The 12511-nt window shown below is 74.9% G+C and carries 12 protein-coding genes; 4 read left to right on the forward strand and 8 right to left on the reverse strand.

Going from position 1 to position 12511, the window contains the following annotated elements:
- Positions 1 to 175 precede the first annotated feature (175 nt).
- The 4 genes from EDC50_RS01635 to EDC50_RS01650 form a co-directional block, all read right to left on the reverse strand.
- Positions 176 to 838 carry an HNH endonuclease gene (locus tag EDC50_RS01635; RefSeq protein ID WP_123768729.1) on the reverse strand — a complete coding sequence of 221 codons (663 nt, stop codon included), beginning with the start codon at positions 836 to 838 and terminating at the stop codon, positions 176 to 178.
- A gap of 330 nt (positions 839 to 1168) precedes the next feature.
- Positions 1169 to 2941 (reverse strand): acyl-CoA dehydrogenase C-terminal domain-containing protein, encoded by a 1773-nt coding sequence (locus tag EDC50_RS01640; RefSeq protein ID WP_123768730.1) that lies wholly within the window; start codon positions 2939 to 2941, stop codon positions 1169 to 1171.
- A 92-nt stretch (positions 2942 to 3033) separates the two neighbouring features.
- Positions 3034 to 3507 (reverse strand): LEA/WHy family protein, encoded by a 474-nt coding sequence (locus EDC50_RS01645; RefSeq protein ID WP_123768731.1) that lies wholly within the window; start codon positions 3505 to 3507, stop codon positions 3034 to 3036.
- Positions 3508 to 3927: 420 nt separating this feature from the next.
- Complete coding sequence (locus EDC50_RS01650; protein WP_123768732.1) at positions 3928 to 4110, reverse strand: hypothetical protein; 183 nt, start codon at positions 4108 to 4110, stop codon at positions 3928 to 3930.
- Between the two features lie 357 nt (positions 4111 to 4467).
- Here EDC50_RS01650 and EDC50_RS01655 point away from each other — a divergent pair, with 357 nt between their 5' ends.
- Positions 4468 to 5094, forward strand: coding sequence for an EF-hand domain-containing protein (locus tag EDC50_RS01655; RefSeq protein ID WP_123768733.1), 627 nt, complete (start codon positions 4468 to 4470; stop codon positions 5092 to 5094).
- A 71-nt stretch (positions 5095 to 5165) separates the two neighbouring features.
- On the opposite strand, the gene EDC50_RS16775 is transcribed toward EDC50_RS01655, so the two are convergent.
- The 4 genes from EDC50_RS16775 to EDC50_RS01675 all read right to left on the reverse strand — a co-directional run bounded on the left by EDC50_RS16775 (position 5166) and on the right by EDC50_RS01675 (position 8989).
- Positions 5166 to 6392, reverse strand: a complete 1227-nt coding sequence (locus EDC50_RS16775) for an RNA polymerase sigma factor (RefSeq protein ID WP_123768734.1) — start codon at positions 6390 to 6392, stop codon at positions 5166 to 5168.
- A 153-nt stretch (positions 6393 to 6545) separates the two neighbouring features.
- Complete coding sequence (locus EDC50_RS01665) at positions 6546 to 7376, reverse strand: DUF2007 domain-containing protein (protein ID WP_123768735.1); 831 nt, start codon at positions 7374 to 7376, stop codon at positions 6546 to 6548.
- 3 nt (positions 7377 to 7379) lie between these two features.
- A complete protein-coding gene (locus EDC50_RS01670) occupies positions 7380 to 8276 on the reverse strand; it encodes an acyl-CoA thioesterase (RefSeq protein WP_123768736.1) in 897 nt (298 codons plus the stop codon).
- A 143-nt stretch (positions 8277 to 8419) separates the two neighbouring features.
- Positions 8420 to 8989, reverse strand: coding sequence for an N-acetylmuramoyl-L-alanine amidase (locus EDC50_RS01675; protein ID WP_123768737.1), 570 nt, complete (start codon positions 8987 to 8989; stop codon positions 8420 to 8422).
- A gap of 123 nt (positions 8990 to 9112) precedes the next feature.
- Here EDC50_RS01675 and EDC50_RS01680 point away from each other — a divergent pair, with 123 nt between their 5' ends.
- The 3 genes from EDC50_RS01680 (at position 9113) to rlmKL (ending at position 12511) form a co-directional block, all read left to right on the forward strand.
- Complete coding sequence (locus EDC50_RS01680; protein ID WP_123768738.1) at positions 9113 to 9625, forward strand: MOSC domain-containing protein; 513 nt, start codon at positions 9113 to 9115, stop codon at positions 9623 to 9625.
- On the forward strand, positions 9622 to 10152 hold the full coding sequence (locus EDC50_RS01685; protein ID WP_123768739.1) for an alpha/beta hydrolase: 531 nt from the start codon (positions 9622 to 9624) through the stop codon (positions 10150 to 10152). The genes EDC50_RS01680 and EDC50_RS01685 overlap by 4 nt, the downstream gene beginning before the upstream one ends.
- Positions 10153 to 10273: 121 nt before the next feature.
- The gene (rlmKL, locus tag EDC50_RS01690; RefSeq protein WP_123768740.1) at positions 10274 to 12511 is read left to right on the forward strand and encodes a bifunctional 23S rRNA (guanine(2069)-N(7))-methyltransferase RlmK/23S rRNA (guanine(2445)-N(2))-methyltransferase RlmL; all 2238 of its coding nucleotides are present in this window, start codon (positions 10274 to 10276) and stop codon (positions 12509 to 12511) included.

Raw genomic sequence — 12511 nt, forward strand, 5'->3', positions numbered from 1 at the left:
GTACGGTCCGGGTGTCGTGTGGCGTGGTGGGCGAGTGTTACGGACGCCACCACCGCCGTCAACGCGCCTGCCGCGTCGGTTCCGGGCGATTCGCGGCAGTCTTTCCGGGGCGGCGCCGCCGGCGCGGGCGCGGCCCCGCGCGCGGTCGCGATGCGGTCAGCCGCTGGCGCGGAGCTCAGCTGGCCAGCTTGGACTTCTTCGGCAGCTGGCTCTTCAGGAACGCCATCTGGTCGGCGAGGATGTTGCGGTTGGACAGGATCAGGTGCTCGATCCAGCTCGGCCGGTACGGCACCGCCAGCAGCGGCATGCCGGCCTGCTGCGGAGTGCGGTTGCCCTTGCGCGAGTTGCAGTGGAAGCAGGCGGCGACCACGTTCTCCCAGACGTCGCGGCCGCCCTTCGACACCGGCAGCACGTGGTCGCGGGTGAGCTGCGCGCGGCTGAAGGCGCCGCCGCAGTAGAGGCACAGGTAACCGTCGCGGGCGAACAGCGCGGCGTTGGTCAGCGCCGGAGTGGGCTCGGCATGGGCGCGGGCGTGACCGCGCGCGGCGACGATCGGGTGCAGCTCGATCACGCTCTGCTCGCCGGTCAGGCGGCTGGTGCCGCCGTGCACCGTCAGGCAGGGATCGCCGAGGGTCCAGGCGACCGCGCCGCGCGCGTACAGGCAGGCCGCGTCCTGCCAGCTGATCCAGTCCAGGGCGCGGCCGTGCGCGTCGAGCGAGAGCAGCCGCACCGCATCGAGGCGGCTGGGGAGGCGGCGGGGAGCCGCGATGGGGACGAAGCCCGGATCCGGTTCGGTTCCGGCGCGGACCAGGCGCAGCGTCGCTCTGTCGGTCTCCATCGGGCCACCAGCTTATACGCTATCGGTGACAGTTTGTGTATCCGCACCCGGGCGGGCTCCGCCCTGCGCGATCTGCAAGCACGTCCGCACCGCTCGCCGCTCGGGGGCCGGCGCGGGAGACGGGAGCGCTGCGGCATCTCGGCGGCCGGCAAGGCCACGCTGCGACAGCCGCAGCGGCCGCGGGAGGGCAGGGCGCAGCCGCCGCGTTGCGACGGGCTCGATGGGCCCGTTGCACTCGTCCCGTCCCGCGTTCGCGTCGCGCCCACGGGACGGGAGGGCGGTCGCGCGGAAGCCATCGCACCGGCTCCGGCGCGGCGACGCCGCGACGTTTCAGCCGTCGAGTTCGGGCAAGGCCGCAAGCCCGCTCTCGATCGCCGCCGCATGCGCGAGGGTGCGCGGCAGCACGCGCGCGAAGTAGAAGCGCGCGGTGGCGCGCTTGTCGTCCTTCAGCGCCTGCGAGCCGCGCGCTTCGGCCGCGGCCACGCTGCGCGCCCAGCAATACGCCAGCGCGACGTAGCCCGAATACAGCAGGTAGTCGTAGGCCGCCGCGCCGATCTCCTCGGCGTTGCCGGCGGCGCGGGCGACGATGCGCTGCGTCAGGTGCTGCCATTCGGCCGCCTTGGCGCGCAGCGGGCCGACGAACTCGGCGAGCGCGGCGTTGCCGGCGTGCGCGTCGCAGAACGCTTCGATCCGCGCCAGCAGCACCCGCAGCCCGGCGCCCTGCAGCTGCACGATCTTGCGCCCGAGCAGGTCCAGCGCCTGGATGCCGGTGGTGCCTTCGTACAGGGTGGTGATGCGCGCGTCGCGGGCGAGCTGCTCCATGCCGTGCTCGGCGATGTAGCCGTGGCCGCCGAAGCACTGCAGCGCGTGGTAGGTGCACTCCACGCCCCATTCGGTCAGGCAGGCCTTGACGATCGGCGTGAGCAGGCCGAGCAGCGCCTCGGCCTGTTCGCGCTCGGCGGCGTCCGGCGCATGCGCGGCGATGTCGACCTGCAGGCCGGCGTCGTAGCCGAGCACGCGCCCGCCCTCGACCAGCGCCTTGCAGGTCAGCAGCATGCGGCGCACGTCCGGGTGCACGACGATCGGGTCGGCCGGCTTGTCCGGATATCGCGGCCCGGACGGCGCGCGCATCTGCAGCCGTTCGCGCGCGTAGCGCAGCGCGTTCTGCAGCGCGCGGTCGGACAGCCCCAGGCCTTGCAGCCCGACCGCAAGCCGGGCGGTGTTCATCATGGTGAACATCGCCGCCAGGCCTTTGTGCGGCTGGCCGACCCGCCAGCCCTGCGCGCCGTCGAAGTTCATCACGCACGTGGCCGAGCCGTGGATGCCCATCTTGTGCTCGAGGCTGCCGCAGCGCACCGCGTTGCGCTCGCCCGGGGCGCCGTCGCGGCCGACCTTCACCTTCGGCACCACGAACAGCGAGATGCCGCGGCTGCCGGCCGGCGCGTCGGGCAGCCGCGCCAGCACCAGGTGGACGATGTTGTCGGTGAAGTCGTGCTCGCCGGCGGTGATGAAGATCTTGGTGCCGGTGATCGCGTAGCTGCCGTCGGCCTGCGGCTCGGCGCGGGTCTTGAGCAGGCCGAGGTCGCTGCCGCAGTGCGGCTCGGTCAGGCACATGGTGCCGGTCCAGCGGCCTTCGACCAGCGGCTTGAGGAAGGCTTCCCGCTGCCACGGCTCGCCGTGGTGCAGCAGCGCTTCGGTGGCGCCGTGCGAGAGCAGCGGGAAGTTGCCCCAGGACAGGTTGGCGGCGTCGATCATTTCCTTCAGCGGCACGCCGAGCGCATGCGGCAGGCCCTGGCCGCCGAACTCCACCGGTGCGGTCAGCGCCGGCCAGCCGCCTTCGACGTACTGCGCGTACGCCTGTTTGAACCCGGCCGGCGTGGTCACCGCGCCCGTGTCGCGGTCGAGGGCGCACCCTTCGCGGTCGCCGACCGCATTGAGCGGGGCGAGCACCGTCTCGGCGAAGCGCGCGCCCTCCTCGAGCACCGCGTCGAGCACGTCGCGGGTCGCGTCGGCGAAGCCGAGGCGCTCGAAGGTGCGCCCGGCGTCGAGCACGTCGAACAGGGCGAAACGCATGTCGGCCAGAGGGGCTTGGTAGGCGCTCATCGGATCGGCTCCGGAATTCGTGGTTCGAGCAAACGCTTGTTTGGTTCCGCGGCGCGGCGCGCCGGCCGCGGCGCACGGCAGGGAAGGTTCGGTCAGCGCATCACGCCGGGCAGCCCGGGCGCGGGGCTCAGGGCGCTGTTGCGCTCGATCTCGAAGCTGCGCGGCTTGGCTTCTTCGGGCGTGGCGTCGACGCTGCCGGCGAGCGTGTAGTTCACGCTGCGGCCGGCGGCGAGCGCGTCGGCGACCGCGAGCTTGGCCGCGAGCTGCGGCGCGAACACCACCGTGACCACATCGGCCGATTCCGGCGCGACCGACAGCGCCGGCTGCGCGGCCAGGCGGCCGGCGTCGGCGTCGCCGATGCGCAACGCCAGGTCGATGCGGTCGAAGCGCATCGGGACGCTGCTGAAGTTCTCGATGCGCAGTTCGGTGGACCAGCGGCCGTCGGCCTGCACGGTGAGCTGCTGGATGCGCGCGGAGGGTTCGGACACGCGCCGCACCGGACCGCTGGCGCAGGCCGCCAGCAGCACGGCGCACAGCGCCCATGCCGTCCAACGCAGAAGCCGCATCGCTTTCATTCCGTCGCTCCTCGGGGACACCGGAGCGCGAGCATACTACGGCGCATGGGCAGCGCTGCGGCGCCCGCGCCGGGTCGGCGGAAGCCGGCCGCGGACCCGGGCACGGCGACAGGCCGGGTCCGCGCGCAGGCCGCCGGCGGCTTCGGCGGGTGGGGCGCGTCGGGGGTCCGAACCGAAGGCGTGTGCGGCCGATGCGCCGAGGGACAGCGCGCGTCGGTCGGGGAAGGACGAAACGTCCGGGCGCCGCGATACACGGCGGATAGGGCGGCGTTGCCGCGGCCTGGCGCGCCCGGCGCACGGCGCGATGAAGCCAGGCGGGCGGCATCGGTGGCGACCGCAGCGCCGGCATGCGCCCGTGGGCGGCTGCCGAATGGCGGGGCGCGCGTCGCGGTGCACGCGCGCCGCGAGGCCTCAGGCGGTGGCCGGTGCGAACGCGTGGGCGAGCAGCGCCAGCGCGGCGGCGCTGGTCCAGGCCGCGAGGTAGCGCGGCAACGCCGCGTGCAGGCGCTGGCGCCGCGAGGTCGCGATGCGCGCGCCGGCGCGGCGCGGGCGCACGGGGGCCGGCCGCGCGCAGCGTTCTTCGGTGATGGCCATCTCGCGCGCCCCTGCGCGCTGATTCCGTTGTCCCCCGGCAGGCCGGCCGCCGTGTCGGCGATGTCTCCGTGTCCCTTGCCGTTCGTTCTTCTTCCCTGCCGTGCCGCGTCCGTTCGCGCCCGCGTTCCCTGCCGTGGCGGCCGGCTGCCGAGGTGGGGGCAGGATCGGCGCATTTGCTGCCGGCGGAAATCGGCGGGCGCCGCGCCCGAGGGTAGGAATTTTCCTACCCCGGTTCCGTCGGGAGGATCCCGTGCGCTGTCCGGGGGATGAACGCGCACGGCCGGCGGTCAACGGCGGCGATGGGCGGGCGTTTCCTTCCGCGCAGGCGCCCTTCGCGCCGCTATCAGGAGAGACCCGATGAAACTGCACGTCCTCACCCTCGCCGCCGCGCTGGGCGCCACGCTCGCGGGGGCGGCCCTCGCCCGGCCCGATGCCGGGCAGCCGTGGCCGATGCGCCACCTCGACGCCAACGGCGACGGCGCGATCGATCGCAACGAGGCCGCCGCGCATCCGCGCCTGGCGGCGAAGTTCGACGGCCTGGACAAGAACCGCGACGGCAAGCTCGACGCGTCCGAGCGGCCCTCGCGCGCGTCCGGGCGCGGCCGCGGCCATCACGGGCCCGGCGACCGCCTGGTGCGCATCGCCGAAGCCGACCGCGACGGCGACGGCCGCATCGGCCGCAGCGAGGCCGCGGGGCTGAGGCGCATCGGCGGGCAGTTCGCGCAGATCGACCGCAACGGCGACGGCTACCTGGTGCGCAGCGAGTTGCAGGCCTACCACCAGCGCATGCGCGGCCAGCGCCAAGCCGAGTTCGCCCGGCGCGCCGAGCAGCGTTTTGCCGCCGCCGACCTCAACCGCGACGGCAGGCTGAGCAAGGTCGAGGTCGGCGAGAAGATGCCGCGGCTGGCCAAGGCCTTCGCCTTCCTCGACGAGGACCGCGACGGCTATCTGACCCGCCGGGATCTGGCGCCGCCGGCGCGTTGAGCCGCCGCTCTGCGTTCTTCCAACCGCGCCGCCCGCGGGCGCGGTTTCTTTTCGCGCTCGCGCGGCCGGGGTTACAGCCGCCCGGACTGCACCAGCGCGTAGGCGACCGCCGCCAGCGAGAACAGGGTGCTGAACCAGGTCGCCGGCGCGCCGCAGGTCAGCCGGTACGCGAGCGTGGGGTGCGGGCGGCCGGTGACGCGAGTCAGGCGTTCGAAGCAGGGCGCCATGACCCGCGGCAGCGTGTGCAGGTACATGCGGTGCAGCGTGCCTACGGCCAGCAGCGAGAACAACGCCAGCGGCAGCCAGCCACGCGTGGTCAGCGCCAGGACGAACACGCCGCCGACGAACAGCGACACCACCCCCAGCAGCCTGCGCGAGAACGCGAGGATCTCGGCGCGTTCCTCGCGGGTGCCGGCGAACCCGAGCAGGTAGCGGCAGCCGAGCCAGGTGCCGAGCATGCCGCCGGCCGCGCCGGCGAGCGCCCAGTCCAGGTGCGGCGCGGCGTCGAGCAGGTAGCCGGCGACCCCGCCCGCGGCGCCGCCGGTGACGCCCGCGGCGGCGCTGGTCGCGCCGATGCCGCCGCCGGCCAGCTTGCCCAGGCCGACGCCGGTGGCGCCCGCGCCCAGGCTGCCGATCACCACGGCGGCCGACGCGGCCGGGCTGGCCGCGCCGAGCGCGGTCGCGACCATCATCGTGAACGCCGCCGACGGCGCGGTTTCGCGCGCGAACGCGCCGAAGCGCGCCAGCAGCCCGGCGCGCACCGCGGCGCGGGCGCGCGACAGGCGCTTGCGGACCGCCGCGTCGTTCAGGCCGAGCAGCGCGGCGACCTGCTGCGAGCTCTGGCCCTCGCGGTAGTACAGCAGCAGCACTTCGCGGCTGTCGTCCGGCAGGGCGGAAATCAGCTCCTCGGCCGCGGCGCGGCGCTCGTCCTCGATCAGCCGCTCCAGCGCGGTCGGCTGCGGGTCGGCCGCGGCGGCGATCGCCTCGTCGGCCTCGGCCGCGCTCGCCGGCAGGCGGCGTTGCCGGCGCAGGTGGTCGCGGGCGAGGTTGCGGGTGATCTGGCGCAGCCAAGGCAGGAAACTGGCCGGGTTCTGCAACCGGCGCAGGTTCTGCCAGGCGGACAGGAACGCCTCCTGGGCGATGTCTTCGCTGGCCGGCACGTCGCGGACGATCGCCAGCGCCAGGCCGGTCACCGCGTTCTGGCAGGCGGCGACGATGCGCGCGTAGGCCTGGCGGTCGCCGCGCGCGGCGGCGGGCAGTTCGAGGCGGATCAGTCCTTCGACGGCTTCGGCGTTCATCGGTGCTCTTCCGGGGGCCCGCCCTCGAAGACGTCGCCCGCCGCCGAATGTGACCGGGACGAGGGCGGCAGGAAAGAGCGCCGGGCCGTCAAGGCCGCCGACCCGCCGCTCACCGGGCAGGCGCGAGGGGAGGCGAACGGCGCCGCCGGCGGCTCACATCGCCACGTGCTTGACCGTCCGCACCACCCGCCAGCCGTCCTCGGCCTCGACCACTTCGAGCACCTTGTAGCGGCCCGACATGCGGTGGTGGTAGGCGCTGTACTCGACGGTGCCGGCGATCGACTCGCCTTCGCCCTTGCGCGGGCGGAACGCGTGCACGTCGACGATCAGCGCCGGCTCGCCGCCGGCGCGAAGGCGGCTGCCGCGGTCCTCGTCCGGGTCGCGCACGCATTCGGACGCGGCGACCACGCGCTTGCGCGGTATCCGCATCGCCTCGACGAAGGCGCGGCCCGGGTCGCGGCCGTCGATCGCCAGGCACAGCGTGTCCAGCCGCGCCTGCGGCAGTTCCTGGCGCAGCACCGCCGCGGCCAGGGCCTGCGGCACCGCCGCCGCCGAGCCGTCGAGCGGGTGGGCCTTCAATGCCTCCGCGGCCGGGTCCTGGCGCAGCGCGCGCACGATCGCCAGGCCGCCGACCACGACGATGCCCGCCAGCAGGATCAGCTTGACCCGCAGCATGCGCCGCTGCGCGGCGTCGGCGGCCGCGTCCGCGGGACGCTCGCGGAAGCTGGGCACGAAGCTGTCGCCGCGGGTGGTCTCCAGCAGCCCGGCGTCGCGCAGGATCTCGCGCGCGCGCACCTGGTCGTCCGAGCGCACCACCCACACCGCCGGTTGCGGGCCGCCGGCCTCGCGGTAGCTGAAGGTGCCGCGGCGCCCGCCCTTGTAGGAACGGCCGTTGGTGATGCGCACCTCGATGCCGGCCTCGCGCAACAGCTCGGCGACCTTCTCGACGTTCTCCAGGCGCTGGCTGCTGAAGACCTGGCGCATCGCTCAGTCCTTGGCCGGCACGTGCGCGGCCGCGGCGGCGTCCTGCACCACGCGGATCAGGCCTTCCTGCGCGGTGCTGGCGACCAGGTGCCCGTCGCGGTCGAAGATCATGCCGCGCGCCAGGCCGCGGCTGCCCTGCGCGGTCGGGCTGTCGCTCGCGTACAGCAGCCACTCGTCGGCGCGGAACGGCCGGTGGAACCACAGCGCATGGTCGAGCGAGGCCATCTGCACGTTCGGCTGGTAGTAGCTGATGCCGTGCGGGAAGGTGGCGGTGCCGAGCAGGTGGAAGTCCGAGGCGTAGGCGAGCAGGGCGCGGTGCAGCTCCGGGGCGTCGCCGACGGGCTCGGTCAGGCGGAACCAGAACTGCTGGTAGGGCGGGCGCTTGGGCGGGTTGAGCTCGTCGCGCGGGTAGATGTGGCGGAACTCGAACGGCCCGGTGCGCGACAGCCAGCGCTGGATCTTGATCGGCAGCGTCTTCATCACGTGCTCGGGCACGGCCGGCTGCGGGTCGATGTCCTCGGGCTTGGGCACTTCCGGCATCGACAGCTGGTGCTCGGCGCCGGGCTCGTCACCGTGGAACGAGGCGGCCATGAAGAAGATCACCTGGCCGTGCTGGATCGCGGTGACCCGGCGCACCGAGAAGCTGCCGCCGTCGCGCGTGCGGTCGATCAGGTAGACGATCGGCGCGGCGATGTCGCCGGCGCGCAGGAAGTAGGCGTGCAGCGAATGCGCCGCGCGCGGCGCCTGCATCGTCGCCTGGGCCGCCGACAGCGCCTGGCCCAGCACCTGGCCGCCGAACACGTACTTGGTGCCGATGTCGCGGCTCTGGCCGCGGAACAGGTTGTCCTCGAGGCGTTCGAGCGAGAGCAGGTCGATCAGCTCGGCGACGGGGGAGGGCATGCGGGGCTCGGAAGTGGGGAGTCGATGCGGCGAAGTATAGACGGGCGGCTCGGGCGCCCATGCCGGTTTCCGCGGGGCATTCTTCCGCCGAAGGGGTCCCGCGCTCGCAGCCGGACGGACGGCGCGCGCAAGCGCCGCGGCGGTCAGCGCAGCCGTTCCAGCTCCACCGCGCGCAGCACCCGCTCCCACGGGAACAGCGGCCCCGGGTCGCGCTTGCGCGGCACCCGCACCGACGGATCGTCGCTGGCCGGCACGCGCTCGGTGTCGAGGTCCTCGTGCCCGGCGACCAGGCGCAGCGCCGGCAGCGTCGCGCGCAGGTGCCGCAGCAGCGCGACCAGGGCGTCGATCTGCGCGTCCGGGTAGGGCTCGTCCATCGCCTGGTGCGCGGCGGCCAGCCAGTGCGGGTAGCGGCCGCGGTTGACCAGCTCGATGCCGACCGAACGCGCGTTGTGCCCGCGCACGTGGTGGGCGACGCGCTCGAGCGCCACGTACTGGTGCACGGCCCCGTCGCGGTCGACGTAGTAGTGGCCGCTGTTGCCGGTGCCGCTGCCGTAGCGCACTTCCTCGCCGTAGCGCCGCGCGGTGGCCAGGTCCGGCAGTTCGGTGCAGTGGATCACCGCGAGGTCGATGCGGTCGAGCGCGCGCGCGTCCAGCCGCGCTTCGTACGGCAGCGGGTCGTGGACGATGCGCAAAGCCGAAGGCGCGGGCGACATGGGGGCGGATGCTACCATTCGCGCGCCGGGCCGGCGTCGACGCAGCGCGGCGGCGGCGCGGGCGACTCGCTTCCGCGCGGCCGCGGCCGAGCCGCGCTCCCTCCCCATCGTCCCGGAACCGCGATGAAACTGCCTCCCGCCGATTCCGAACTCGGCAAGCTGATGGCCACGCTGCCGCGGCCGGGCCGCGTCGAGTGGATCGGCCTGCGGCCGGCGCGCGGCGCGGCGATGGTCGAGGCCGAGCGCGCGCTCGCGCAGGCCGGCGCCGGCCTGGCCGGCGATCGCTACGCCGGCGGCAGCGGCAAGCGCGGCGTCACCCTGGTCCAGGCCGAGCATCTGCCGGCGATCGCCGCGCTGGCCGGGCGCGACGCGGTCGCGCCGGGGTTGTTGCGCCGGAACGTGGTGGTGTCCGGCCTGCCGCTGGCCGCGCTCAAGGGCCGCCGCTTCCGCATCGGCGAGGCGCTGCTGGAGGGCACCGGCGACTGCGACCCGTGCTCGCGCATGGAGGCCGCGCTCGGCCCCGGCGGCTACAACGCGATGCGCGGCCACGGCGGCCTGTGCGCGCGCATTCTCGAAGGCGGCGCGCTGCGCGTGGGCGACGCCGTGGTTCCCCTCCCCATCGACGGCGGCGCATGAGTTTCCGCGGACATTGCATCCTTTCCCACGGCTTCGAGAGCGGTCCCGACGCGGCCAAGGTCGCGGCGCTGGCCGACGTGGCCGAGCGCCTGGGCTGGAGCCACGAACGCCCCGACTACACCGACCTGGACGCCCGCCGCGAGGTCAGCGAACTGGGCGACGTGCACGCGCGCGTGCAGCGCCTGCTGGAACGCGCCCGCGCCGCCGCCGCGCGCGGGCCGCTGGTGCTGGCCGGCTCCAGCCTCGGCGCGTGGATCTCCGGCCGGGTCTCGCTGCAGGTGCCCGTGCGCGGCCTGTTCCTGATGGCACCGCCGGTGCGGATGGGCGACGCGCCGCCGCTGCAGGCGGCGCCGGTGCCGACGTCGGTGGTGCACGGCTGGGACGACGAACTGATCGCGGCGGCGGACGTGGTCGAATGGGCGCGGACGCGGCGCGCGCGGCTGCTGCTGGTGGACGACACGCACCGGCTGGCGAGCCACGTCGGCGCCAGCGCCGACGCGTTCGCGGCGCTGCTGGCGGCGCTGTGAACGCGGCCGTCCCATGCGTCCGGACCCCCGCGGCCGCGTCGTGCCGCGACCGCGCAACCGGCTTCGCGGTCCGCCGGCGCGGGGCGGCGCATGATGCCCGGTACCGGATCGAAGTGACCCGATGAGATTCTTCGCCAGCTGCGGCAAAGGCCTGGAATACCTGCTCGCCGACGAGCTGGCGGCGCTCGGCTGCGCGCGCGCGACCGCGGCGCTGGCCGGCGCCAACGCCGAGGGTACGCTGCGCGACGCGCAGCGCGCGGTGCTGTGGTCGCGCCTGGCCAGCCGCGTGCTGTGGCCGCTGGCCGAGTTCGACTGCCCGGACGAGCATGCGCTGTACGCCGGCGTCGCCGCGCTCGACTGGCCGGCGCACCTGCCCGACGGTGCCACGCTCGCGGTCGACGCGCACGTCTCCGGCGACGCGCTGACCCACGCGCGCTACGCCGCGCAGCGGGTCAAGGACGCGGTGGTCGACACGATGCGCGCGCGCACCGGCGCGCGGCCCGATGTCGACGTCGAAGCGCCGGACCTGCGCCTGAACCTGGTGGTGCGCAAGGGCCGGGCGGTGCTGTCGGTCGACCTCGGCGGCGGGCCGCTGCACCGGCGTGGCTGGCGTGCGATGCAGGGCGAGGCGCCGCTGAAGGAGAACCTGGCCGCCGCGGTGCTGCTGCGCGGGCGCTGGCCGCAGGTGTACGCCGAGGGCGGCGCGCTGCTCGATCCGATGTGCGGCAGCGGCACGCTGCCGATCGAAGCCGCGCTGATGGCCGCCGACGTCGCCCCCGGGCTGCTGCGTCACGGCGCCCGCCCGCCGACGCGGTGGCGCGGCTTCGACCGCGCCGGTTGGGACGCGCTGGTCGCGCAGGCCCGCGAACGCGAACGCGCGGGGCGGGCGGCGCTGCGGCCGGTGTTGTTCGGGCGCGACCTCGATCCGCACGCGGTGCGCGCCGCGCGCGAGAACGCGGCGCGCGCGGGCGTGGCGGACGCGATCGACTGGCAGGTCGGCGATGTCCGCGCGCTCGGGCCGTCGTTCCGGATTCCCCGCGAAGGCGAACACCCGGAGCCGGGCCCTGCGGCCGGCGAGGCCGCGCCCGCCGCTGCCCACGGCGCCGGGACCCTGGGCGGCGGCGCGCCGGCGCGCGGCCTGGTGGTCTGCAACCCGCCGTACGACGCGCGCCTGGCCGCCGATCCGGCGCTGTACCGCGCCCTCGGCGACGCGCTCCGCCGCGCCGTCCCCGGCTGGCGCGCCAGCGTGCTGTGCGGCGACGAGGCGCTGGCGCGCGCCACCGGCCTGCGCGCGCAGAAGGCCTACCCACTGTTCAACGGGGCGATCGAGTGCACCCTGATCGTGGCCGACCCGGTCGCGCCGGCGCCGCGCGAGCGCGCCGAAGCGGCGCCGGCGCTGAGCGAAGGCGCGCAGATGGCGGCCAACCGCCTGCGCAAGAACCTGCGCAAGCTCAAGGCCTGGCGCGAGCGCGAGGGGGTGACCTGCTTCCGCGCCTACGACGCCGACCTGCCCGAGTACGCCGCCGCGATCGACGTGTACGCCACCGACGAGCCCGGGCCGCAGACCTGGCTGCACGTGCAGGAATACGCCGCGCCGGCGGACATTCCCGAGGCGACCCAGCGCAAGCGCCGCAACGAGCTGCTGGCGGCCGCGCGCGAGGTGTTCGCGGTGCCGCGCGAGCGCGTCGCGCTGAAGACCCGGGTGCGCGCCAAGGGCGGCAGCAAGTACGGCCAGCTGGACTCGCGCGGCGAGCTGATCGCGGTGCGCGAGGGCGACGCGCGCCTGCGCGTGAACCTGTTCGACTACCTCGACACCGGCCTGTTCCTCGACCATCGGCCGATGCGCCTGCGCATCGCCGCGGAAGCGCACGACACGCGCTTCCTCAACCTGTTCTGCTACACCGGCGCGGCCACCGTGCACGCCGCGGTCGGGGGCGCGCGCCGCACCACCAGCGTCGACCTGTCCGCGACCTACCTGGAATGGTGCGCCGACAACCTGCGCGAGAACGGCATCGGCGGCACCCGCCACCGCCTGGTCCAGGCCGACGCGCTGGCCTGGCTGGAGGCGGACGACCAGGAGTACGACCTGATCTTCTGCGACCCGCCGACCTTCTCCAACTCCAAGCGCGCCGACGACTTCGACGTGCAGGCCGCGCACGTGCGCCTGCTGCGCGCGGCGGTGGCGCGGCTGGCGCCGGGCGGCACGCTGTACTTCTCCAACAATTACCGCCGCTTCCGCCTCGACGAGGCCGCCGTGGCGGCGTTCGCGCAGTGCGAGGAGATCACCCCGCAGACCATCCCGCCGGATTTCGCCCGCGACCCGCGCATCCACCGCTGCTGGCGCCTGCGCCGGCGCTGA

Origin of the sequence: Vulcaniibacterium tengchongense, from assembly GCF_003814555.1 — a bacterium.
Taxonomy (GTDB): Bacteria; Pseudomonadota; Gammaproteobacteria; order Xanthomonadales; family Xanthomonadaceae; genus Vulcaniibacterium; species Vulcaniibacterium tengchongense.